Source organism: Bacteroidales bacterium (assembly GCA_035353855.1).
GTDB lineage: Bacteria > Bacteroidota > Bacteroidia > Bacteroidales > CG2-30-32-10 > DAOQAK01.
This window is the reverse complement of the sequence record DAOQAK010000020.1, coordinates 17,345-42,395: the sequence shown is the minus strand read 5'-3', so window position 1 is coordinate 42,395 and position 25,051 is coordinate 17,345. Positions and strand designations below refer to the sequence as shown.

Genomic DNA, 25,051 nt, shown 5'->3' with positions numbered 1-25,051 from the left:
GCTTTGTTTATATTATGAAAGTGGAATTTATTAGAAGAAATAGTATTTCTATAAAAATAAATATCTGGAATAATGAAACTTTATTTTTCTTATTTGTGTATAAAGTAAAGTAGAGATACAAATATTTATTTTTTTAGTTTGCTTAAAAAATATTGTCATAATTAAAAAAATATGTAATATTGTAACATCTTAATTAAGATTTATTTGAAAAAAATATTATGATTGGCTTAAAAAAGATTTTCCTACTTGTATTAATTATATTGTCAGGAGTTTCTCTATACCCTCAAGATCCGCATTATTCGCAATATTATGCTAATCCTTTATATCTTAATCCTGCGTTTGCCGGAACAGCAATTTGTCCACGTTTAATTATGAATTACCGTAATCAATGGCCTTCAATAGCCGGAAATTATGTTACGTATAATGCATCATACGATCAACATGTAGAAAATCTTGCCGGCGGTGTAGGTTTAATGTTCACTTCAGATCAGGCAGGAGAGTCTACTTTAAATACAACTATAATCAGCGGAATTTATTCCTATAGACTTCAGGTTAGCAGGTATTTTTCTATAAAAGCCGGATTTCAGGCAACATATTTTCAAAAAAGCCTAGATTGGGAAAAGCTTACTTTTGGTGATCAAATAGATCCCCGTTATGGATTTGTATATTTTACTAATGAAACCAAACCAAGTGAGCTAACAAAAGGAACTGTAGATTTTAGCGCAGGTATACTTGGTTATAGCGAGAGTGTATATGGCGGTGTTGCTGTTAATCACTTAACTGAACCAAATGAAGGTTTTTTCTCGGTTAGTAAACTTCCTATGCGCATAACTGTTCATGCTGGAGGTGTTATTGATCTGGAACATCATAGAAGAAGAAGAAAAATTGAAGATCCAACCATATCGCCGAACATTCTTTTTATGAAGCAGCTTGACTTTGAAGAGATAAACTATGGGTTATATTATAATAAATATCCTCTGGTTGGTGGTTTATGGTTTAGGCAGGGTTTTGATAATCCTGATGCTTTTATTGCATTAATAGGATTACAGACTAGTGTTGTGAAGATAGGATACAGTTATGATGTTACAGTATCCAAGCTTAGTAGTGCTTCTGGTGGTGCTCACGAAGTATCTTTTGCCCTACAGTTTGATTGTCGTCCAAAAAAGAAACGTATCAGAGCAATAAATTGCCCATCATTTTAGTTATTATTGAAAAAACAAATCAATATGATAATGAACAGAAAAACTATTTCCAAGTTATTTTTAGCAGTTGCGATTTTATCCTTAGCAGCTTGCAAAAAAGACCAATCCTCGACTACAGGCTGGGAATATAACCAACCTAAAAATGGCGGATTTGAAGTAGTTCCTTATGAAGAACAGGAAACTGGTCCGGGTTTGATTCTTGTTGAAGGCGGTACTTATGCAATGGGTCGTACTGAACAGGATGTATTATACGATTGGAATAACATTCCAAGAAGAGTAACCGTTTCTTCGTTTTATATGGACGAAACTGAGATAAGAAATCTTGATTGGCTTGAGTACCTTTATTGGTTAACAAGAGTGTATGGTGTTGATTTTCCTGAAGTATATAAAAAAGCTTTACCAGACACATTAGTATGGCGTGATAAACTTGCATATAATGAGCCTTTTGTAGAATATTATTTACGTCATCCGGCATACAGAGATTATCCTGTAGTGGGTGTAAGTTGGTTACAGGCAAGCAATTATTGTGCATGGAGAACGGATAGGGTAAACGAATATATCCTTATTCGTGAGGGAATATTAAAAACCAACCCAGATCAATCGAATGAAGATAACTTTAATACAGAAGCATACTTAGCAGGTCAATATGAAGGTCTTGTAAAGAATGACCTTATTGATTTGAATCCAAGTGGTCAGGGTACACGTAAAGTTAGAATGGAAGATGGCATTCTTTTACCAAAATACAGACTACCTACTGAAGCAGAGTGGGAATTTGCTTCATTGGGTTTAATAGGAAATACTTTATTTGAACGTGTTATTGAAAGAAGATTATATCCATGGAACGGTCATATAATTCGTACAGATATGGATAAAAACCTTGGAGATTTTGTAACTAATTTTAAAAGAGGTAGAGGTGATAATATGGGTGTAGCAGGTAATCTGAATGATGCTGCTGATATTCCCGGACCAGTTATTTCTTATTGGCCTAATGATTATGGTTTGTATAACATGGCTGGTAATGTTGCTGAATGGGTAATGGACGTATATAGACCTCTTTCTCCGGAAGACATGTCGGATTTTAATCCTTATAGAGGTAATGTCTTTAAAACTAAAGTTACTGATGAAGAAGGTAATATTGCAGAAAAAGACACTTTAGGGAATATTATGTGGCGTAATGTTACTATACAGGAATCTGCCGGAAGAAGAAATTATAGAAAATCGGATAATATAAATTATCTTGATGGAGATTGGACTTCAGCAATTGATCATGATTGGCTAGCAAGAGAAGACGATAGCTTAAGTACTTCAAATTTGATGTATGATTATAGTAATACATCAATGATTAATGATAAATCTCGTGTATATAAAGGTGGTTCCTGGAATGATAGAGCATATTTCTTAGTAGCAGGTACCCGCAGATTTCTTGATGAATCATTATCTACAAGCTATATAGGTTTCCGTTGTGCAATGACTCGCGTTGGTAGTCCTATAGGAGGTAATTAAAATCTAATTTATTAAAATATTAAAACCCCATTTGCATTTTGTAAATGGGGTTTTCAATTATAAGTTTATGATGACTATAGATCAATTATATCAAATATTTCTTAAGTGTGGGAATATATGTACCGATACAAGAAAAATAGTAAACAACTCATTATTTTTTGCAATACATGGCGAGAATTTTAACGCCAATCAATTTGCAAAAACAGCAATTGACAATGGTTGCAGCTATGCAGTTGTTGATGATGAAAAATTTGTTTTAAATGAAAAATTTATTCTTGTTGAAGATACACTGAAGACTTTACAGGAATTAGCAATATATCATCGTCAACAATTTAAAATTCCATTTATTGGCATTACCGGAACCAATGGTAAAACAACAACCAAAGAGCTTATTGCTGCTGTCTTGTCAAAAAAATATAATGTGTTATATACAAAAGGAAATTTAAATAATCATATTGGGGTTCCTCTTACTATATTATCAGTAAATCAAAATACTGAAATTGCAGTAATTGAAATGGGAGCCAATCATCCCGGTGAAATTGCACTGCTTTGTAAAATATCACATCCTGATTATGGAATTATTACAAATATCGGGAAAGCACACCTCGAAGGTTTTGGCAGTATTGAAGGTGTGGCAAAAACAAAAAAAGAATTGTATGATTTTATAAAAAATTTACAAGGAAAAGTTTTTGTTTGTAGTGATAATGAATTTCTGATGAACTCTTCTGAAAAAATTGAACGCGTTACTTATGGCGTATCTAGTGAAAGTTCATGCAGGGGAGAAATAATTGAAAGCAACCCATTATTAAAAGTTAAATGGCTTAATAATAATTCTTCAATTGAAATTCCAACAAATTTATTTGGCTTTTATAATTTCGAAAATATAATGGCTGCAATTTGTATTGGCTCATACTTTAAAGTTGATGAGAAAAATATTGTCAAAGCAATCGAAGAATATATTCCTTCCAATAATCGTTCTCAAATAATCAAAACTTCACGTAATACAATAATAATGGATGCATACAATGCCAACCCAACCAGTATGGATGCTTCTATTAAAAATTTTATTCATGTTGATGCAGAAAATAAATTTATGATTATTGGTGATATGCGCGAACTTGGGAATGACGCTTTAGTTGAACATGAAAAAATATTAAACCTGATTGAATCTTCCGGAATAAAAAATGTGATTCTGGTTGGAAATGTTTTTTCTTCAATAAATAAAAACAATAATATTAAAGCCTTTGTCAATTCTGATGAAGCATTGGAATATTTAAAAAAGATAAATCCATCGAATAATTATTTTTTAATAAAAGGTTCGAGAGGAATTAAATTGGAAAAAGTGCTGGAAGCATTGTAAAAACTATGAAAGAGTATAATATAATTGGAATAATGTCGGGCACTTCACTTGATGGAGTTGATGTTGCTTGTTGTCAATTTTATTTTGAAAGTAATAAATGGAATTATAAAATTATTGTTGCAGAAACATTTCAATACGATTATACCTGGAAAGAAAAATTAAACCATGCAATAAATTCCGATGCATTACACCTGATATTGTTACATACAGAATATGGTGCTTATCTTGGGAAACTGGTTAATAAATTTATTTTAAAGAATAAATTACCTATTGATTTTATTGCATCACATGGGCACACTATTTTTCATCAACCTGAAAAGCGTATGACATTTCAAATAGGTGATGGCTCTGCAATAGCTGCTGTTACAGGACTTCCGGTAATTTGTGATTTTCGCTCAGGTGATGTAGCTCTTGGAGGACAAGGTGCTCCTTTGGTTCCGATTGGTGATAAATATTTATTTTCTGAATTCGATTTTTGTATAAATCTTGGTGGCTTTGCAAATATTTCTTTTGATAAAGATGACAAACGCATTGCATTTGATATTTGTCCGGTCAATATTGTTATGAATAAATATGCAGAACTACTTGGGATACCATTCGATAATGATGGACTGATTGCATCGCACGGTAATTTAAATAATGATTTGTTTGATGAACTGAACAACCTGGAATTCTATTTTTCGAAATATCCGAAATCATTAGGAAGAGAGTGGGTTGATAAAAATATTTTCCCTCTCATCGAAAAATATAAAATTAGTGTTGAAGATAAACTTTACACTTTTTGTGAGCATGTAGCTTTGCAAATTTCTGTTATTTTAAATTCCGAGAAAACTGGAAAAGCTCTTGTGACTGGTGGAGGTGCATACAACAAACATTTGATTTCGCGAATAACTGATTTTTCAACACATGAAATAATTATTCCCGACAATACTACTGTTGAATATAAAGAAGCATTGGTTTTTGCTTTTTTGGGATTGCTGAGAATGAATAACGAAATAAATTGCTTGTCTTCTGTAACCGGCGCCAGTAGGGATCATTCGTCGGGTGCAATTTATCTTCCCTGAAAAATATTTTATCTTTTATTATTTTTTCTGTATAATAAATCATCCGTTTCGTTGTTATATTATTAACATGACGGTGTTAACATTTATATGTGATTGAAAAATTTCATGGGTTGATTCTATTTAAATTTACACATTAAAAATAAAAAAACATGTTAGGAATATTATTGCAAGTAGTAACCAATGTTGCTGACACAGCAGCCAAAACAGTAAATCAGGTTGTAAATACACCGGTTGCTGAAAAACCTGTAGAATCGATTTCATTTTTAGACCTGCTGGAAAAAGGAGGAGTCATTATGATTCCTATAGCATTGCTCTCAATCATTGCGATTTATGTTTTTATTGAACGATATTTTTCAATTAGAAAAGCTACTCGTGAAGAAAGTAATTTTATGAATAGCATTCGTGAATTCATTTTAGCTGGGAAAGTCGATTCAGCTTTGGCACTTTGTAAATCTACCAATAAGCCTATTGCAAGCATGATAAAAAAAGGGATAATGCGAATTGGTCGTCCGCTCAAAGAAATTGAAGAAGCAATAGAAATTATAGGAAAATTTGAAGTTTATAAACTTGAAAGAAACTTAGTTATTCTTTCAATCTGTGCTGGAGTAGCTCCAATGCTTGGTTTTGTGGGAACAATTATAGGTGTAATCAAAATTTTTCACGATATTTCTCTATCGGGTGATGTAAGTATAAATAGTGTTTCAGCAGGCTTATATACAAAAATGGTATCAAGTGCAGCAGGATTGATAGTTGGAGTTATATCATTTATTTTTTATCATTGGTTAAATATAATGATTGAAAAAGCAGTACAGAAAATGGAGCATGCTGCCGTTGAATTCATGGATTTATTACAGGAGCCAACAAAATGAACCTGAGAAAAAGAAAAAAAATAGGTGCTGAAGTCAGCACTTCAGCTATGAACGACATAATGTTCTTTCTGATGCTGTTCTTTATTATCATGTCAACAATCCTTAATCCAAGCGTGATTAAACTTACTTTGCCCAATTCTAAAAGCAGTCAGGCAATGCATAAAAAGGAAGTGGCATTATCAATAACAAAAGATAAACGTTATTATATTGGAAACACTGAAACAACAAAAGATAATTTAGAAGTTCTGCTTGCAGAAGAAATAAAAGGTTCGTCAGATGCCATTGTTGTTTTGCGTGTTGATAATGCATTATCGATACAGGATTTGGTTGATGTGCTTCAGATTGGAAATAAACTGAATGTTAAAATGATTTTAGCTACTAAAACGCTTAATGGCTAGTGACGCAACATATAAGTCAGATAACTACTGGTATGCCGGTTTAATAGGCACCGTAGTTTTTCATGGATTACTTCTTTTGTTTTTCATATTATTTATTTTTAAAACACCTATACCTCCAATAGAACCGGGAGGTGGCGGACCAGGTATGGGAATTGAAGTTAATCTTGGAAATTCTGAAACCGGAATAGGCAGTGAACAGATTGCTGATTTATCAATGCCTGATTTTGTAAATGAAAAACCTGTTAAACTTTTTACACCTGATAGTTATGTTACACAGGAAAACAGCGAATCGGAAACTGTTTCAACCATTACAAAAGACGATAATAATAAAAATGTAAAACCTGAAGTAACAACTGCTACTACGCCTACTATTGACCCTAAAGGACTTTATAAAGGAAAGAAGAATAAAAGCGAAGGAATTGCAGGTGGTTCAGGAAACCAGGGAAATCCTAATGGTAATTTAACATCGAAAAATTATTTAGGAGATGGTGGTGAAGGCAATGGTGGTGGAACCGGTGGTGGTGTAGGTACAGGTAATGGTCCCGGAAACGGTCCTGGTACAGGTCCCGGAATTTCATACGACATAAAAGGAAGGAAATTAAAAAATCTTGCCAAGCCTGTATATAATGATGATGATGAAGGGAAAATTGTAGTTACTGTAACCGTAGATAAAAAAGGAAATGTGGTTACTGCAAAAGCTGGTGCAAAAGGTACAACTATAGCCAATACAACTCTTCGTAAGCAATGTGAAGCTGCGGCACTTAAATCTTCATTCGATTCAAAAAGCAATGCTCCTATTGAACAGATAGGAACCATTACTTATGTTTTTCTTAAATTAAATTAATGGATTATCGGCAAACGCTGGATTATTTGTATGAGCAATTACCCATGTTTCATCGTGTAGGAGCGGCGGCATACAAAGCCGATTTAAATAATACTATAGCCATATCCGAACTTTTAAAAAAGCCTCATTTATCTTTTAAGTCCATTCATATTGCCGGAACCAATGGCAAAGGTTCGGTATCGCATTTTCTTGCTTCCATAATGCAGGAATGCGGTTTTAAAACAGGATTGTATACATCGCCGCATTTGAAGGATTTCCGCGAACGGATAAAGATAAACGGACAAATGATTTCTGAAAAATATGTTGTCGATTTTGTTGAACATTATAAAACAGAATTTGAAAAAATAAAACCTTCTTTTTTTGAGTGGACAGTTGGATTGGCATTTGATTATTTCAGAAATGAAAAAGTTGAAATTGCTATAATTGAAACAGGACTAGGTGGCAGGCTCGATTCAACAAATATTATAACTCCTGAAGTTTCTGTAATTACCAATATCAGTTGGGATCACAGCAATTTGTTAGGCGATACGCTTGAAAAAATTGCAATAGAAAAAGCAGGAATAATTAAAGAAAATATTCCTGTAATAATAGGAGAGACACAAGAACATTCAGGAAAAATTTTTCTAGCAAAAGCCAAAGAAAAAAAATCAGAAATATTTTTTGCGGATAAGCATTTTGAAGTAAAAAATATCTTACAAAAATTTGAAATGCAACCTTTGCTTGAATTAATGCTTCAACCGCTTGATAATTCTATATGTTCAGTGTTTTTTAAAAATGATTTTAAAATTGTTTCGGAGCTTACAGGTAATTATCAAACTAAAAATATTATTACTGTTTGTACTGTTGTAGATGTATTGAATAAGCTAGGATACGATTTAAAACAAAAAAATATTTTAGATGGATTTGCGAAAGTGGTAAGAAATACAGGTATTTTAGGACGCTGGCAAAAACTTTCCGACAATCCTTTAACCTTTTGCGATACTGGTCATAATGTTGACGGCATTAATGAAGTGTTAAAACAATTACAAAAAATTTCCTATCATAAATTACATATCGTTTTTGGAGTGGTTAACGATAAAGATATTCATAAAATTTTGCCACTTCTTCCCGAAAATGCAATGTATTATTTCTGTAAAGCCAGTGTGCCCAGAGCTTTGGATGATAATGAACTATTGACTGAAGCAAAAAAATATAACTTGAACGGGACTGCTTACGGTTCGGTTCAGAATGCATATAAGGCAGCACAATCACATGCAACAAAAAATGATTTGATTTATATTGGCGGAAGCACTTTTGTGGTGGCTGATATTATATGTTAATGATTATATGCTATCCACCACGATTGGAGTAAGAAATAAAACATGAAAATAATAAATGGAAATGTTCCATATATAAAATGTATTGTCGGTAATTTTTTCCATCTAACGAATGTAATAATAGCTATTATAAAAGTGATAGATAGAGAAAGGAATGTTAATGGAAGAATTAAACCAATATTAAAACTAAAATTATGTGGTGCATATCCTGGTTCAATTCCAAATAATTCTTTTCTAAAATATCCGAAAATAATTGCAAGAAACTGAAGAATAATTCCAACTGAATTTCCAATTACAATAAATGTTGAAGCTTTAATCTTCATAATCTGAATAATATAAAAAAAGCCGCTTTTCTGCGGCTTTGTGGGAGTTACTGGGTTCGTCCCGATTCATCGGGGCAGAGACCCCCTGCTATATTCAATTAAAAATTTTCAAATTGAGATTTAATAATGTCAGGTGAATGAATAAGGTTTTCAATATATTTGCGGCTTTTCATTTTTTTAATATACAGTTCAATTCTTCTTGCGATATTAATATCATTGCATTCCAATGAAAAAACAATATTCCAATCATTAGCTTGTTTCGTGAAAGAACCTTTGAAAAACCCTGAGTTATGCATTTTTAAACGTTCTTCGAGGTTGCAGGTTTCACCAACATAATAACGATCAGCTTTTGTACTATATAAAATGTAAACAAAGTGCCCCATAAAAAAAGCCGCTTTTCTGCGGCTTTGTGGGAGTTACTGGGTTCGAACCAGTGACCCCCTGCTTGTAAGGCAGGTGCTCTGAACCAGCTGAGCTAAACTCCCTTAATCATTAATTGGGAGTGCAAAGATAAAAGTATTTTTATAAAAACCAAAAAGTTTTTTATTCTTTGTCTTTATCCTTTTTCGGCTTAGGCATGGGTTTATCCCTGAAAGTATACATAAGCCTTAGTGTGATAAGGTTATTGAACTGATTGCGTTTTTCTCCTGTAAGAAAAATTCTCGTTCTGATCTTAGCAACAGAATATGCATATCTCATATCAAATGAAAAACCTTGTATTAGTCTAAGCTGTACGTCAAAAATAAAATCAATATCCGATTTTTTATAAGGACCGGTAGGGGTATCCCAATTAATTTTTTGTTTGTGCTCCCATTCGCCAAAATCAACAAGGCGTCCCCAGGAAAAACCTGTTCCGAATTTTATGATATCTTTATCTTCATATTGGAAAAGAACAGGAACATCAAGGTAATTAAGGATAAGTTTATAGGCTCCGTTTTTTACTGAATCAATAAGCCACGCTTTTTGGTAACTGCCTTTCTGATTGTATAATATTTCAATACTGAATGAAAATTTTTTCTTAATAGGTACAGAAGCAAAGGCTCCAGTATTTAAACCATACTTATGGTAGCCATATACTTCATCACCATCAACTTGAGTTTTGTTAAACCCGCATATCAATCCGCCCCTGATGCTTTGTGAATTCGAAGCAAGTGAAATAAAAACCAGTAAAATAGTCGAGGTAAATATTTTTAAGTAAGAATTCATCCTGTAATTATATGGTTCAAGTTTTCTGCAAAAGTAATAAAACGAAGTTTTGATGAATAAATTATTGATCAGGAAATATTTTCAACATCTTTCATTGAAAGAGAAATCCTTTTCCTGTCGATGTCGATTTCAAGAACTTTAACTTTTACTTTCTGATTCAGTTTTACCAAATCATTTGGGTTGCTTACAAATTGGTTGGCAAGCTGGCTTATGTGAACAAGCCCATCCTGGTGTACGCCAATATCAACAAAAGCACCGAAAGCAGTGATGTTGGTAATAATGCCCGGAAGTATCATCCCTTCTTTTAGATCTTTAATGGAATGTACATTATTATCGAATTCGAAGAAATCGAATTTCTTTCTTGGGTCGCGGCCGGGTTTCGCGAGTTCGCTCATGATATCGTTCAATGTAGGAATACCAATGGTTTCCGTTACAAAATCGTTGATGTTTATTTTTTTTCTGACATCTTCATTCGCAACCAGATCATTTATTTCGCAATTTAATTTTTCTGCCATTGCTTTCACTACATGATAACTTTCGGGATGTACTGCACTTTGGTCGAGAATGTTTTCAGCATCATGAATGCGAAGGAAACCGGCAGCCTGCTCAAAAACTTTTTCACCGAAGCGTGTAACTTTCCTGAATTCTTTTCGTGATTTGAATGCGCCGTTTTTATTCCGGTAATCAATAATGTTTTGCGCTAAAGCAGGACCAACGCCCGATACGTAAGTCAGCAGTTGTTTGCTTGCTGTGTTGATTTCAACACCTACAGCATTCACGCAGCTTTCAACAACATCATTCAAACTATTCTGCAATTCATTTTGATTCACATCATGCTGGTATTGCCCAACGCCAATCGATTTAGGGTCAATCTTTACAAGTTCTGCCAATGGGTCAGTTAATCTTCTGCCAATAGAAACAGCGCCACGAACTGTAACATCGTATTCCGGAAACTCTTCGCGTGCAATAGCCGAAGCCGAATAAACCGAAGCGCCGCTTTCATTTACAACAAGTGCAACGATGGGTTTATTAAAACGAATACTTTTTATAAACCGTTCTGTTTCTCTTCCGGCTGTTCCGTTTCCAATTGCGATAGCTTCAATTTTATAAGCATTTACTAGACTTTCAATTTTGTTTACGGATTGCTTTACCTGGTTTTCCGGGGGATGCGGGAATATAGTTTCGTTATGTAAAAGTTTCCCATGTTTATCAAGGCACACAACCTTACATCCGGTTCTAAATCCGGGATCAATTGCCAATACGCTTTTTTGTCCCAGTGGCGGAGCCATCAGCAGTTGTTTCAGGTTTTCTGTAAAAACTTTTATAGCTTCTTTATCTGCTTTTTCTTTTGATACTTGTCGGATTTCGGTATCGAGTGAAGGTAATAGAAGTCGCTTGTAGCTATCGCGTATAGCGCTTTTTACAAATTGTGACGCTTCATTATTTGCTTTCAGAAATATGGATTCAATTATTTCAATTGCTTTTTGTTCTTCAGGTGAAATGGTAATTTTTAAGAAACCTTCTGTTTCTCCGCGGAACATGGCAAGTACACGATGCGATGGGGCTTTCATTAATCGTTCACTGCAATCGAAATAATTTTTATAATTAGCACCGTCTGTTTCTTTTCCTTTAATGATTTTTGAAGTAATGATAGCTTCTTTCTCAAATAAATTCCGCAAGCGTTTTCGGGTGAACTGGTGTTCATTAATCCATTCAGCAATAATATCACATGCTCCTGAAATAGCTTCCTCTTCTGATTTTACGCCTTTTTCTTCATTGATAAATTTTGAAGCTTGCAAATTGATATCATCATTTTTCTGCGACATGATAATTTTTGCAAGAGGTTCAAGTCCTTTTGCAATGGCAATGGTAGCGCGGGTTTTACGTTTTGGTTTGAAAGGTAAATAAATATCTTCAAGTTCTGAAAGTGTGGTGGCTTCGTTTAATTGCTTTTCAATTTCATTAGTAAGCTTTTCCTGTTCGCGGATAGAATTGATGATGGCATCACGACGTTTGTCAATTTCAATAAGCTGGTTATACCTATCGCGAATTGCTGCTATCTGTACTTCGTCAAGACAACCGGTAACTTCTTTACGATATCGTGCTATAAAAGGAATAGTTGCTCCGCTTGTAAGCAATGATAGCGTGTTTTCAACTTGTTTTTCCTGTATGTTTAATTCTTTTGCAATGCAAGTAATATGTTCCTGTTTCATAGGAATAATGATATTTCTACAAAATTAAAATATTAAATTGAATATGTAATTCATTAAATTAACTGAATAGGTCGGGATGAGAAATAATAACTGATGTGGCATTTCCTCCGAAGCCTGTAGCATTAATCATCACTTTACGGATATTTCGTTGACGATTTTTTATTTCGGTAGCGTATGGAAAACTAGGTGAATAATTATTTTGTATGCACATAATTCCCAATGCAACACTAAGAGCTGGCGATGCTGCATAAGAGTGACCGATTTTCCATTTGTTTGAAAATAAATTTGGTATATCATTACAAAAAACATTATGTACAGCGTTGAGTTCGGCTTCGTCACCTTTAACTGTCCCGGGACAATGTAACATTATCAGATCAACGTTATTATCAGTCAGCATTTGTTGAGTAGCCATTTTCATTGATGAAGCGATAAGAGAACCATCTTCAGAAAGTCCTGTTAATGAAGGTGGCTTCTCGTATGAAAATCCTACAGACTCAATTATTGCAAGAGGTTTACGTTGTTTGACTTCAAGAATATTTAATTTTTCAATTGCCAAAGCAGCAGCACCTTCGCCTAAAACAAAAGTGTTTACACCTTTTCTTTCAATGAATAATGGAGCGCAAGGATATTTTTCATTCAATAATTTTGAATAAATTCCTAAAGCTTCAACTTGTGCAATAGTGAATTTTGTAATAGGAGCTTCGGTTCCACCAACAATGAAGCGGTTTGCCATTCCCGAACGTATCCATGCAATAGCATTGCAAATAGCCTGTATCCCGGTGCTACATGTAATTGAAGTATTTATTACCGGTCCTGAAGTATTTAAGTAGGATGCTACATTATTTGAAACATAACCTAAAGTTGTTAATGGCGAGGTTGAGATAGCTGTTTTTTTATTTCTGTCCCTTAGAAACTCTTCATGTAATTCTTCAAACAAAGCTGTTGATCCTCGTGAAGATCCAAAATTAATCCCGGTAGTTCTAGCTGAAGAAGCTGACCATCCTGACTGGTCAAAAGCTATCTTTGCAGCTTTCATTGCCATCAGAACAGTCTTATCAATTCTTTTACATTTTGGGTTTTCAAGAATGAGCTTGATTAACTGTTCTTCGGCTTGTTTTGATATTGGTGCAACAGGATAAATTTTATTGTTAAAAGGTTTATTAACTATACACGTATCTTTTGTTAAATACTTTGAGTATATTAAATCGTTGTCATAACCAAGTGGCGAAACTGAACCGCTACCGGTTATAGCGATTAACTCATTTTTTTGAAATTGGAATGACATTACTATAATGTTTAGAAACCATAAAGGTAAACAAAATCATTTTTTAACCAAATAGTAAAAGGTTGTTTAAATTTTATAATTTCAGTACTAAAGTCCAAATAATTGAGGTATTTATTAACTACGCACTTAAGGGCGTAGTTATGACAAATAGCCACAAATAAAGGGCTTCATCTTTGAAATAATAGTATTAAAAATAAAATCAGAATGTTTTTAATAAATTTTTAACAACCTCTAAGTGATTAAAATAATAATGATTTATATTGATAAGGAAAAGGTTGCAGCGGGGACCAAAGAACTTTTTTATAATAAATATTTTTTGCATAACTCGTTTAAATCATTTTTAAAAAACTAATAACAACGATTATAAAAATAAAAAACCTGAAGTTGAATTCAGGTTTTAAGTGGCAGCATTCTATTTGCTGTATATATTGATATTTGTTACCCTGCAATGAATTTGCTAAGTTCATCGATACTGCTGTCGAAGGAGAATGCCTCATTTACTTTAAAAAAATTTTCTTTGTCAATTACTTTTTGGTAAGCCAGTTTTGCTATTTCAAGTTTGCTAGATTCAAAAGTGAAACATTTTAATATTTGTAAAATCTGGGTAGAAGTAAAATAATTTGAATTGATAGCTTCTGTTGCAATTTTTACTTTTGAGCTTTCAAATGTAGAATTATTTATAGTGCTTAAGCAGGAAATGAAATCTGCATCAGATATTGAATAAGGGGTATTATCTGGTTCGGAATACATGTCATCGTTGTAACCTTCTTCACTGAAATTTCCATATTCAAAACCATCATTATTATATGAATCATCAGGGTTAAGGCGATTTATTTGATAAATTACTTTATAATGCCCGTGTCTGCTTATAATAGAATATATTTTCATATTAGGAATAATATTTATTTTACCTGAAAATATTTTTATTGGAACAGTATTAAATCCAACATGATTTAATACAAAAACTGATAAACTATGTTTACCCGGCTTTAGATTGAGTTTAAAAGCTGAAGAAATATTGTTATAGGGTACGTTATCAATCTTTACAAAAAAAGGGCAATTATTATATAACTTCAGATGTAGTTCTGAGATGCCCGGGTGAGCTGATAACGAAAGAATGCTAAAGCATAGTGCGAGTGTAAAAATTAAATTTTTCATAATCGTTCCTCCTGAATATTATTTTGATTTTTAATGCAAAAACCAATTTATATGCCAAAATTTTTTGAATTCTTAAAAAGATTGAAATGAAGAAGCTTTGAAGTTATTTCAGAAAAAATAACATAGAAATGATTATTCCAGCAGTTATAATAATTATTCTTAAAATTTCGGGATTGATTTTATTAACTAATTTTCCTCCGAGAGTTCCTCCGCAAAGGGCAGCAATGAGCATAGTGCATGTAATAGGCCAGTTTACCAAACCTGAAAAGCAAAAGTAAATTGCAGCAGTAACATTAATGCAAAACGATGTTGCCTGTTTTAAAGCATTAATCCGTATAAGCGAGTCGTTGAAGATTAACCCGAATATTGCCATTAGAATTACACCAAGCCCGGCACCGAAATAACCACCATATATTGATGAGAAGAAAACAAAAATGATGATTAAAAAATAACTTGATTTTTTGCTTGTATTTATTGGTTTTCGTTTAGAGATATAATTTTTTAAAATTTTTTGCAAAGCAAGAATTATAGTAGCTGTTAGAATTAAATAGGGAATAAATATTCGAAAGGTATTTTCTGATGTGCATAAAAGAAGAACTCCGCCACATATTCCACCTATGATAGCTGAAGGAATAACAAACCACAAATGTGTTTTTTGCGATAAAAAATCTTTTCGCTGAGCGTATGTACCGCCAAAGTAGCCGGGACAAAGAGCAATGGTATTTGTAATATTTGCAGCAACCGGAGGAATGCCCAATGCAACCAAAACAGGAAATGTTATTAATGTCCCACCTCCTGCAATAGCATTAACAAAACCTGCAGCCAATGCGGCAAAGAAAGCAATTATATAATTGTAATATTCCATTTTTTAATGGTAAATGTTGAATATTAAATTTTAATTAGATTGATTTCATTATAAAATTGTTCAAGAAATATTTCCATGAATTGATGGCGTTGCTCAGCAATTAATTTTGCAGTATCAGTATTCATGAGGTTTTTAAGCAATAAAAGTTTTTCATAAAAATGGTTAATGGTTGGAGCATTACTTTTTTTATATTCTTCTTTGCTCATATTTAAATTAGGTTTTATTTCAGGGTTATACATTTCCCTGTTTTTAAACCCTCCGTAATTAAAAGCTCTTGCTATGCCTATAGCTCCCATAGCATCGAGCCTGTCGGCATCTTGAACTACAAGAAATTCTTTTGTTTTATTTTTATACAAATTGTTTTCTGATTTAAAAGAAACATAACGAACAACATTTTCAACTTCTGAAATTATTTTTTCATTAACATTTAAAGTTTTCAGAAATTCTTTTGCTTTCTGCGGACCAATATTTTCATCGCCATTATGGAATTTTGCATCGGCAATATCATGAAGTAAAGCAGCAAGTTCAACAATAAAATTATCTGAATTTTCTTTTTCAGAAATATATAAAGCCATTTTCCTGACGCGTTCTGTATGCAGCCAGTCATGGCCTCCTTCAGCATTTTGCAAATTTGCTTTAACAAAATTTTCTGTTAGGTAAATTATTTCTTTATGGTTCATTATTAAAAATCTAATGAACCAAAATTAGTGAAAATGTTTGCAGTTGTTAAATTAAATCGGAAAGTTTTGTTTTGCTGAGTTTCTTATTTGTATAATCCCGGATATCTTTAAATACATTCCGAAGCTTACATTTCTTTTCATTCATACAGAATTCACATGACTGATATGATTTTTCAGAAACACAGTAAATCAAGGCAAGCGAACCTTCAAAATGACGGATAACAGATGCAAGGTCGATTTTGTTGGGAGATTTTTTTAAAAAATATCCGCCATCTTTTCCAAGCTTACTACCAATAATGCCCATCTTTTTTATATCGAGAAGAATATTTTCCAAATAACGCTGTGGAATTTTTTCACCTTTTGCAATTTCACTGATAAGTATGGCGCCATTGCCGTATTCTTTTGCCAGGTGTATTAATGCAAGCATGGCATATCTGGTTTTGAATGATAGCATATTATCCGAGTTTACTAATTTCAGTTAATTTTTTACGATCAAGAATTTCTATTTTTTTACTGTCAACTTTAATAATTCCTTCTTTATGAAGCATATTTATTGTTGTCATAACATTTGCTGGTGAGCATGCTGCAAATTCGCTAATTTCCTTGCGTGTAAGGCATAATTTAAAATTGTCGCTTTTATAAACCTGGTCGGAAAGATAAAGCAGTATATCTGCAATACGACCGTTAACATGCTTGTAAGAAAGGTTGATGAAATTAAAAATAGAATATTTATACATGTCAACAGAAGCTTGAAGAATGGTCATAAAATAGCGGTTATTCTCGGAAATTATTTTGAAAAGAGCTTTATTATTAATCAAACAAATTTCAGAATCTTCAACAGCTTCAATTGAAAATAAATTAGTTTCATTGAAGAAAAGATTTGCGCCTCCAAGTAACTTTGGCCCCGAAACTACGGTAAGAACAAAATCTCTGTCCGGGGTAATCTGGTATTTAAACTTCACTATCCCGGAATACAGGAAGGCAATGTTTGACGATTTATCACCTTGCTTAAAAATAATTTCATTCTTTTTAAATGAAAGTTGTACCGATGTTCTTCTTATTAGTTCGTATTCATCCTGAGATAAAAATTGAGTACTGATTTTTTTAAAAAGGCAATCTTCACATCTTTTATTCATATCATTTTTTAAATTAAATTATATTAAAACTTTAATAATTGAATATTTTATAATTCATACAAATGTACACATAATCGGTGAACATTGTGTATAAATTTGTAAAATAAATTTTAACAATAAAATTAATATTAAAAAATGTGTTATGGATATAAATAAAATTACTGTATTAGGAGGCATTGGCAAAGATGGAAACCCTGAAAATGTGAAAAGTTTTGAATTAAAGATGGGTGATATAATAAGTATTGTCGGACCTACTGGTTGCGGAAAAACAACATTGATTAACGATATTGAATTATTCGCCAATAAGAATACTCCTTCGCAAAGGAGGGTGCTGATAAATGATGAGCCAATACCTGAAGATTTTTCTTTCGATCCTTCAAAGCATCCCATTGCTTTGATTTCGCAGCATACAAACTTTCTATCTGACTTGCCCGTAGGCGAATTTTTAAATATTCATGCAAAGGTTAGAGGATCTGAAAATATCGAACAAATGATTGAAGAAACACTCGATTTTGCTAACCAGCTTACAGGTGAGGCGATAATAAGAGAAACTTCAATGACTGAATTATCAGGCGGGCAAACACGTTCTTTATTAATTGCCGATGCGGTAATTATTGGTCATTCACCAATCATTTTGCTTGATGAAATCGAAAATGCAGGGATTCATAGAACCAAAGCATTGAAATTATTAAAAAAGTATGAGAAAATATTTGTGTTTGTAACTCATGATCCCCGAATCGCATTGCTTTCAGATTTTAGAATCATAATGGAACATGGTGCAATGCAAAAAATGATTACCACCAATGCCGAAGAAAAAATGGCAGCAATAGGTTTGAAAAAAATTGATGATGTAATGCTCGAATTCAGAAAACTAATAAGGGCAGGAGAAGAGATTACCGATTTAATTTTTAGTGAACAGATAAAAGATTTAGCAATGAGTTATCAAATTTATTTAAAAAGGAGAAACATATGAAACTATTAATTTTTGCAGGACCACCAACTTGCGGTAAAACAACAGTAATAAGACAGGTAATAAGAAAAATCATCAAGAAAAATTTAAAACCTGCTTATTTAAAAATTGATGTATTGTTTGCTGATGAAGATGAGCAACTGAAAAATGAATTTGGTATTCCAACAAAAAAAATATATTCAGGTGAACTTTGTCCCGACCATTGCAATGTGGTTGTGCTTGATGAAGTAGTTGAGTGGGCTGAGAAAGAAGGTGCCGAATATCTATTTGTTGAAACAGCAGGTCTTTGCCTTCGATGTTCTCCTTATATCGAAAATTCATTGGGAATTGTTGTTCTCGAGGCAACCAGCGGAATGAATTTACCGAGAAAAATTGGTCCAATGCTGACGTTGGCAGATATTAGCGTTGTTACAAAAATTGATTTGATTTCACAGGCGGAACGTGAAGTGTTCCGTTACCGTATTCTTGAAGCAGCAAAAGATATTAAAGTTGTTGAAAGCAATGCATTGTACGGAATCGGTATTGACCCGATTGTACGCGATATTTTAAATACTAAAGACATTGAACAACCTATGTTCTTGAAAGGAAATCCACCTGTAGGAACTTGTACTATTTGCGTTGGGAAAAAAGAAATTGGTGCGAAAAATCATTTCGGTGTTCTAAGAACAATGGAACAGGAATTATTTTATGTTGGTGAATAATGAATAAAGAAAAAAGAATTTATTTGGATAATGCCGCTACAACACCTCTTGATGGACGTGTTCTACAAGCCATGATGCCTTTGCTGAAAGATAATTTTGGAAACGCTTCAAGCCTTCATTCGTTTGGTACTGAAGCAAAAGAAATGCTTACCTATTCAAGAAAGAAAATTGCATCATACCTGAATGCTTCTGCAGATGAAATTATTTTTACAGGCAGTGGTACCGAGTCAAATAACCTGGCATTAAAGGGGATTGCTTTTGCAAATAAAAATAAAGGAAACCATATCATAGTTTCATCAATAGAACATGATTGTGTATTAAATACCTGTAAATGGCTCGAAACACAAGGGTTTTATGTTTCCTATCTGTCCGTTAATAATGAAGGGTTGATCGATTATCAAGAGCTGGAAAAATTGATTAATCCAAAAACCATTTTGGTTTCGGTAATGCATGCAAATAACGAAGTAGGAAGCATTCAGCCAATTGATGAAGTTGGAAAAATTTGCAAGCAACGAAAAATATATTTTCATTCCGATGCTTGTCAAAGTTTTGGGAAACTTGAAATAGATGTTGTAAAAGCAAATATTGATTTACTTACCATTAATGCGCATAAAATTTATGGTCCAAAAGGAGTTGGTGCATTATACATTAATAAAGAAGTTCAAATATCTCCTTTGCTTCATGGTGGTGGTCAGGAAATGGGAATCCGTTCTTCTACTGAGAATATTGCCGGAATTGTTGGATTTGCTAAAGCAGCAGAATTGTGCATTGATGAAATGGAATCAGAAACAAAGCGTATTTCTTGCCTCAGAAATATATTAGCAGAAGAGTTACAAAACAATTATGAAGGTTTTTATATCAATGGAAGTACGACACAGCGATTGCATACGAATTTAAATTTTGCGATCAGTGGATTGGAAGGCGAAACAATCAGGTTATTGCTTTTACTTGATGAAAAAGGAATTGCTGTTTCTACTGGTTCGGCATGTTCGAATAACGATACAACTAAAAGTGCATCGCATGTTTTGCAGGCAATGGGCCGTAACCAGTTCGAATCGCGTGGTGCCATAAGGTTAAGTATTGGTCGCTTCAATACCGAAGATGATATTGATTATTTTATTGAATCTTTTACAAATACAGTAAAAAAATTAAACCCGATATTTTCTTAAAATGAAAATTGCTGATTATTTTATTCCTGATGTAATTGAAAGATATTAAAGTACAGACCTATCAAATAAAATTATTTAATAATAAAAAAATGGAAACAAAAGTTGAAAATAAAATTATGGAAATGCTGCCTGGCTTGGATTGTGGCGCATGTGGCTATAAAACATGCAAAGATTTTTCTTATGTAGCTGAACAAAATAATGATGAATTGAAAAAATGTATTCACATTTCTGAAAAAAAGGAAAATGTAACACAACATCAGTTTTGTCATTCCTGTGCAACAGGTGGGCTTGGAGAAAAGTTGGGATGGAAAGACAGTTTGAAACGTGATTTTGATTTTATCCTTGATGTTTTCGAAGGTGAACCGGGACCAAAAGAAACGATACTGCCATACAACCCTACACTGGTAAAAGAACTTGGAGTAAAAAAAGGCGATGTCATGATTGGCAGACCAATGGGTATGTCGTGCGGATGCCCGGTTACTCATTGCGGGGTTGTGAGTGATGTGGATGCTCGCAATGGTGTTATTCATTGGCATGTTACGGGTCCGCTTCGTCCAAGAACAGAAGCCTTTGTTGATATTGGCTATTATGTTTCTCAGGCTTATGAAGGCATCATTAAAGAATCGAAAGATAAAATTCAACTTGGACAGCGGTATTGGTTTTTGCCAAGAAGATGTATGCTTCAGTGGAGGCACAGCGGTCTTGTTAATGCTGTAACAAAACTTAAAGACGGAAGCTATAAAGTTAGAGTTGAAGGCTTGCTGATAGGTTAATTCATTATTACAATTTAGTAAAATGATTTTTATATTATGATCCTCGCAGGTTAAGGTTTCTGCGAGGATTAATAATTTGTGCAGTTCTTATTTAAAGCATGGATGCTTTGAACTATTTTTATTATATGTACACATGTTCGGTGAACAATATGTATTAAAATATTTTATAAAATTGTTAAATATGTGTTAATCGCTGAATATACTTTTCTATTCATTTTGAAATAGGTTTATATTTGTAAAAAAAAGTCATGAAAAAATATTTTCTTGTTATAATGTTGCTTTTTACCTCATATATGTCGAAATCTCAGAATAACGCTGTTGATTTTAATTTAAAAGATTGCAATGGTACTCAACAAAACTTATATAATATTATTGATTCGGGTAATGTTGTAGTTCTTGTATATGAACATGAATGCCCTTCATGCCTTGCCGGTGCAACAAGTTTAAAGAATGTGATAAAAAATAATTTTTCTGACAAAAAAAATATCAGGGTAATTTATCTTGATAATGGAGCCAACTCATGCAATACAACAAAAAAATGGGTACAGAAAAATAATTTGCTGGAAGGTTTATATTTTAAATTCTCTAATGATTTTACTTCGCCTTATGGTGATGGAATGCCTGTAATTGTTGTTACCTCAGGCAAATCTCATAAAGTTTTTCTTATTGCAGGTTCGCCTGACGAAGCAAATAATGATGCTTTAAAAACTGCTATTGACAATGCATTATCAGAAGGAAATTAATACATAATGAAATTTTTTAAAAATATATCAATAAATTTTTTTGTTGCTATTGTTATTTTAAGAACAATTTTAACTGGTGCTTTCTCTCAAACTTTATCAGGATATGTTTATTCTGTAAATGAAGCAAAGGCAAATGTACCTGTTGTTGGTGCAACCGTATACTGGCGTGGAACAAGTATTTCAACTACTACCGATATTAATGGGGACTTCCATATATCAAAAAATAATATTTCTGATTATCATTTGGTGTTTAAAATGCTGGGATATAAAACCGATACAATTTCAGTAGAAAAGAATTTGCAAAAAGTTGAAGTTGAAATGAAAGTTGATTCTAAGGAGCTAAAGACAGCGGAAATCAAGGAAGCCAACAAAAGTTATTTTTCAAAAATGAATGCCCGGGATGTTCAGGTAGTAAATAAAGGCGAACTATACAGAGCGGCATGTTGCAATTTATCCGAAAGTTTTGAAACCAATGCTTCTGTTGACGTTTCGTATTCCGACGCAATTACAGGTGCAAAACAAATTCAGTTGTTGGGATTATCCGGAATATACAGCCAGGTTCAAACCGAGAATATTCCTATGCTTCGCGGGATGGCTTCAACATTCGGATTGAATTATATACCGGGTTCATGGATGGAATCGATTCAAATTTCAAAAGGAACATCTTCCGTAATTAACGGCTATGAATCGATAACAGGACAGATAAATGTGGAATATAAAAAACCTTCTTCATCAGAAAAGTTTTTTGTAAACCTATATGGCAATGACAAAACCCGCATGGAAGCTAATCTTAACGGCTCGCTTAAAATTAATGACAAACTTAGTACAATGATCATGCTTCATGGAAGTGAATTCAATAAAACAATAAATAAAATAAACACAACCACCATCAATGCTGTTGACATGAGCAACATGAGTGTGCTTACCGACAATGAAGGAAATATAATTCACTGGACAAAGCCTGATAACTTTTTAGATATACCAAAATTCAAAACTATCAATATTTTTAACCGTTGGGATTATATGGTACCGCAAAAATATGTCTCGCGTTTTGGAATTAAATATCTGGAAGAACAACGTGATGGCGGCACAACGGATTATGATAAAAAAACTTTTGTTCTTGACACATCGAAAATCAACAACATGACACTACCCTATGGTTTCGGCATGAACACCAAGCGTACCGAAGCTTTCTGGAAAAACGGGATCATGTTTAACAACAAACCATGGAAAAGTTTAGGTATAATTTTATCATCTATATATCATCATCAGGAAGGTTTTTTCGGAGTTAACAATTACCGCGGTGAAGAAAAAAGTTTTTACTCAAATTTAATTTATCAATCAATAATAGGAACTACCGACCATAAATTTTCAACAGGGTTGAGTTACCTGTATGATAATTATATTGAAGATTACAGCCAGGTTCAGTTTAAATATATTTACCAAACCTTACCGGCAGGAAGTGTTGTAAGCATGCACGATGTGGTTACACTTTCACCAACTACTGACCTGAATCCGGTGTTGTATAATTTCAACAGGCGCGAATGGGTTAAAGGAGCATTCTTTGAATATACATATAATAGTATGGATGTATTCACTTTGATTCTTGGAGTACGCGGCGATTACAGCAATCTTCATGGTTTATTTTTCACACCGCGAACAAATTTCAAATGGAATATAAATGAAACAACCATTCTGCGAGGTTCTGCAGGATTGGGTTATCGCTCGGCAAATGTGATCTCTGAAAATATTTCGTTACTGGCAAGTCAAAGAATAATTGATATAGAAGGTCCGCTGGCACAGGAGCAAGCTGCAAATTATGGAATTAATTTAAATAAGGAATTCAAATTGTTTAAAAGCAAAGCAGATTTTGATATGGATATTTACAGAACAGATTTTATTAACCAGGTTGTAATTGATATTGATGAAGACCCCGAAGTTGCTCATATCTATAATTTAAAAGATAAGAACGGAAAATCATTTTCGAACAGTTACCAGGTTCAGGTAAGTTTCGAACCTGTTGAAAAGTTTAACGTTACCCTTGCATATCGTATCAATGATGCTAAACAAACAACAGAAGGTATATTACAGGAACGTGCGTTATTAAATAAATATAAAGGATTAATAACGATCTCATATAATACAAAAAATCATAAATGGAAATTTGATTATACAACTCAATTCAATGGTCCGGCAAGAATTTCCGATCAAAGTAAAATGCCGGAAATTGCACAACGCGACTATAAATATTCACAACCCTATACCGTTATAAATGTACAGGTATCTAAAGAATTCAAATACAATATTGAAGTTTATTTAGGTGTTGAGAATTTATTCGGCTTTAAACAAAGTGACCCTATTACCGAGCCTTTTCTTCCATATCATACGCACTTCGATACTATGATGAACTGGGGTCCTATTTCAGGAAGGACTATATATAGCGGACTTAGGTTTACTATAAAATAATAAAACCGCTCCATGATGGGAAGCGGTTTTGAGGCGGGGGATATATGCTGACAAAGAATTCTTATGAATTAAGCTCTCAATAATAATACACATTAGTGGGATATTACCCTGGTAAAAATTAACAGATATTTTACAAAGAATAATTTTAAAGAAAATTAAAATTGGTTAGATTTGCCAATAAAATAAATTTTAAAAATAATAGATATGGGAAAATCAATAAAAGGTACTAAGACCGAACAGAACTTATTAAAGTCATTTGCCGGCGAATCACAAGCACGTAACCGTTACGAATTTTTTGCTAGTGTTGCAAAAAAAGAAGGTTATGAGCAGATTGCTGCTATTTTCACAGAAACAGCAAGTCAGGAAAAAGAACATGCAAAGCGTTTCTTTAAATTTCTTGAAGGAGGAGCTGTTGAAATTACAGCTGCATATCCTGCAGGAGTGATAGGAACAACAAAAGAAAATTTAAAAGCTGCGGCTGAAGGGGAACATGAAGAATGGACCGAATTATATCCGCATTTTGCCGAAGTAGCAAAAGAAGAAGGATTTCCTGAAATTGCTACTGCATTTAAAATGATTTCAAAAGTTGAAGCGGAACACGAACGCCGTTATATGAAATTATTACAAAATGTTTCAGAAGATAAAGTATTTATTAAAAATGGTAAGGTGTGGTGGAAATGTTTGAATTGCGGATATGTATATGAATCAGAAAAAGCTTTGGAAAACTGTCCTGCATGTTTACATCCAAAAGCATATATGCAATTAAGAGAAGAAAATTATTAATAGAATAAAATGGAAATACAAATG

Annotated in this window: 25 protein-coding genes and 1 tRNA gene; 15 read left to right on the top strand and 11 right to left on the bottom strand. The window is 33.1% G+C overall.

Annotated features, from left to right (window positions below; translation table 11 throughout):
• The first annotated feature begins 218 nt into the window (after window positions 1-218).
• From PKK00_06775 to PKK00_06740, 8 genes are all read left to right on the top strand, one after another.
• Entirely contained in the window at window positions 219-1,202 is a 984-nt protein-coding gene (locus tag PKK00_06775) for a type IX secretion system membrane protein PorP/SprF (GenBank protein ID HNW98097.1), read from the top strand.
• Window positions 1,203-1,232: 30 nt separating this feature from the next.
• On the top strand, window positions 1,233-2,705 hold the full coding sequence (locus PKK00_06770; protein ID HNW98096.1) for an SUMF1/EgtB/PvdO family nonheme iron enzyme: 1,473 nt from the start codon (window positions 1,233-1,235) through the stop codon (window positions 2,703-2,705).
• A gap of 70 nt (window positions 2,706-2,775) precedes the next feature.
• Window positions 2,776-4,065, top strand: coding sequence for a UDP-N-acetylmuramoyl-tripeptide--D-alanyl-D-alanine ligase (gene murF, locus PKK00_06765; protein HNW98095.1), 1,290 nt, complete (start codon window positions 2,776-2,778; stop codon window positions 4,063-4,065).
• 5 nt (window positions 4,066-4,070) lie between these two features.
• On the top strand, window positions 4,071-5,129 hold the full coding sequence (locus tag PKK00_06760; GenBank protein ID HNW98094.1) for an anhydro-N-acetylmuramic acid kinase: 1,059 nt from the start codon (window positions 4,071-4,073) through the stop codon (window positions 5,127-5,129).
• A 149-nt stretch (window positions 5,130-5,278) separates the two neighbouring features.
• Window positions 5,279-5,998 (top strand): MotA/TolQ/ExbB proton channel family protein, encoded by a 720-nt coding sequence (locus tag PKK00_06755; protein HNW98093.1) that lies wholly within the window; start codon window positions 5,279-5,281, stop codon window positions 5,996-5,998.
• Window positions 5,995-6,396 carry a biopolymer transporter ExbD gene (locus tag PKK00_06750; protein HNW98092.1) on the top strand — a complete coding sequence of 134 codons (402 nt, stop codon included), beginning with the start codon at window positions 5,995-5,997 and terminating at the stop codon, window positions 6,394-6,396. Before PKK00_06755 ends, PKK00_06750 begins: the two co-directional genes overlap by 4 nt.
• Window positions 6,389-7,240 carry a hypothetical protein gene (locus tag PKK00_06745; protein HNW98091.1) on the top strand — a complete coding sequence of 284 codons (852 nt, stop codon included), beginning with the start codon at window positions 6,389-6,391 and terminating at the stop codon, window positions 7,238-7,240. Before PKK00_06750 ends, PKK00_06745 begins: the two co-directional genes overlap by 8 nt.
• The gene (locus tag PKK00_06740) at window positions 7,240-8,559 is read left to right on the top strand and encodes a Mur ligase family protein (GenBank protein ID HNW98090.1); all 1,320 of its coding nucleotides are present in this window, start codon (window positions 7,240-7,242) and stop codon (window positions 8,557-8,559) included. The genes PKK00_06745 and PKK00_06740 overlap by 1 nt, the downstream gene beginning before the upstream one ends.
• On the opposite strand, the gene PKK00_06735 is transcribed toward PKK00_06740, so the two are convergent.
• The 11 genes from PKK00_06735 to PKK00_06685 form a co-directional block, all read right to left on the bottom strand.
• On the bottom strand, window positions 8,556-8,879 hold the full coding sequence (locus tag PKK00_06735) for a hypothetical protein (GenBank protein HNW98089.1): 324 nt from the start codon (window positions 8,877-8,879) through the stop codon (window positions 8,556-8,558). The two genes, PKK00_06740 and PKK00_06735, sit on opposite strands and share 4 nt — an antisense overlap.
• 98 nt (window positions 8,880-8,977) lie before the next feature.
• The gene (locus PKK00_06730; protein ID HNW98088.1) at window positions 8,978-9,262 is read right to left on the bottom strand and encodes a GIY-YIG nuclease family protein; all 285 of its coding nucleotides are present in this window, start codon (window positions 9,260-9,262) and stop codon (window positions 8,978-8,980) included.
• A gap of 27 nt (window positions 9,263-9,289) precedes the next feature.
• Window positions 9,290-9,364, bottom strand: a tRNA-Val gene (locus PKK00_06725).
• 58 nt (window positions 9,365-9,422) lie between these two features.
• Window positions 9,423-10,085 carry an outer membrane beta-barrel protein gene (locus PKK00_06720; GenBank protein HNW98087.1) on the bottom strand — a complete coding sequence of 221 codons (663 nt, stop codon included), beginning with the start codon at window positions 10,083-10,085 and terminating at the stop codon, window positions 9,423-9,425.
• Window positions 10,086-10,153: 68 nt separating this feature from the next.
• On the bottom strand, window positions 10,154-12,298 hold the full coding sequence (locus tag PKK00_06715) for a Tex family protein (protein HNW98086.1): 2,145 nt from the start codon (window positions 12,296-12,298) through the stop codon (window positions 10,154-10,156).
• Between the two features lie 58 nt (window positions 12,299-12,356).
• Window positions 12,357-13,583, bottom strand: a complete 1,227-nt coding sequence (locus tag PKK00_06710; protein HNW98085.1) for a beta-ketoacyl synthase N-terminal-like domain-containing protein — start codon at window positions 13,581-13,583, stop codon at window positions 12,357-12,359.
• 438 nt (window positions 13,584-14,021) lie between these two features.
• Complete coding sequence (locus PKK00_06705; protein ID HNW98084.1) at window positions 14,022-14,741, bottom strand: DUF4476 domain-containing protein; 720 nt, start codon at window positions 14,739-14,741, stop codon at window positions 14,022-14,024.
• A gap of 103 nt (window positions 14,742-14,844) precedes the next feature.
• A complete protein-coding gene (locus tag PKK00_06700) occupies window positions 14,845-15,606 on the bottom strand; it encodes a sulfite exporter TauE/SafE family protein (protein HNW98083.1) in 762 nt (253 codons plus the stop codon).
• 23 nt (window positions 15,607-15,629) lie between these two features.
• Complete coding sequence (locus PKK00_06695) at window positions 15,630-16,286, bottom strand: HD domain-containing protein (protein HNW98082.1); 657 nt, start codon at window positions 16,284-16,286, stop codon at window positions 15,630-15,632.
• A gap of 46 nt (window positions 16,287-16,332) precedes the next feature.
• The gene (locus PKK00_06690; protein ID HNW98081.1) at window positions 16,333-16,740 is read right to left on the bottom strand and encodes an Rrf2 family transcriptional regulator; all 408 of its coding nucleotides are present in this window, start codon (window positions 16,738-16,740) and stop codon (window positions 16,333-16,335) included.
• Window position 16,741: 1 nt separating this feature from the next.
• The gene (locus PKK00_06685; protein HNW98080.1) at window positions 16,742-17,422 is read right to left on the bottom strand and encodes a Crp/Fnr family transcriptional regulator; all 681 of its coding nucleotides are present in this window, start codon (window positions 17,420-17,422) and stop codon (window positions 16,742-16,744) included.
• A 142-nt stretch (window positions 17,423-17,564) separates the two neighbouring features.
• Here PKK00_06685 and PKK00_06680 point away from each other — a divergent pair, with 142 nt between their 5' ends.
• From PKK00_06680 to PKK00_06650, 7 genes are all read left to right on the top strand, one after another.
• Entirely contained in the window at window positions 17,565-18,395 is an 831-nt protein-coding gene (locus tag PKK00_06680) for an ATP-binding cassette domain-containing protein (protein HNW98079.1), read from the top strand.
• Entirely contained in the window at window positions 18,392-19,093 is a 702-nt protein-coding gene (locus PKK00_06675) for a GTP-binding protein (GenBank protein ID HNW98078.1), read from the top strand. Before PKK00_06680 ends, PKK00_06675 begins: the two co-directional genes overlap by 4 nt.
• Window positions 19,093-20,262 carry a cysteine desulfurase family protein gene (locus PKK00_06670; protein HNW98077.1) on the top strand — a complete coding sequence of 390 codons (1,170 nt, stop codon included), beginning with the start codon at window positions 19,093-19,095 and terminating at the stop codon, window positions 20,260-20,262. Before PKK00_06675 ends, PKK00_06670 begins: the two co-directional genes overlap by 1 nt.
• Window positions 20,263-20,351: 89 nt before the next feature.
• On the top strand, window positions 20,352-21,035 hold the full coding sequence (locus PKK00_06665; GenBank protein HNW98076.1) for a (Fe-S)-binding protein: 684 nt from the start codon (window positions 20,352-20,354) through the stop codon (window positions 21,033-21,035).
• A gap of 248 nt (window positions 21,036-21,283) precedes the next feature.
• Window positions 21,284-21,778 (top strand): redoxin domain-containing protein, encoded by a 495-nt coding sequence (locus tag PKK00_06660; GenBank protein ID HNW98075.1) that lies wholly within the window; start codon window positions 21,284-21,286, stop codon window positions 21,776-21,778.
• A 6-nt stretch (window positions 21,779-21,784) separates the two neighbouring features.
• Window positions 21,785-24,244: a TonB-dependent receptor gene (locus tag PKK00_06655; protein HNW98074.1), complete on the top strand. Its 2,460-nt coding sequence runs from the start codon at window positions 21,785-21,787 to the stop codon at window positions 24,242-24,244.
• Window positions 24,245-24,448: 204 nt separating this feature from the next.
• Window positions 24,449-25,027 carry a ferritin family protein gene (locus PKK00_06650; protein HNW98073.1) on the top strand — a complete coding sequence of 193 codons (579 nt, stop codon included), beginning with the start codon at window positions 24,449-24,451 and terminating at the stop codon, window positions 25,025-25,027.
• The last annotated feature ends 24 nt before the right edge of the window (window positions 25,028-25,051 follow it).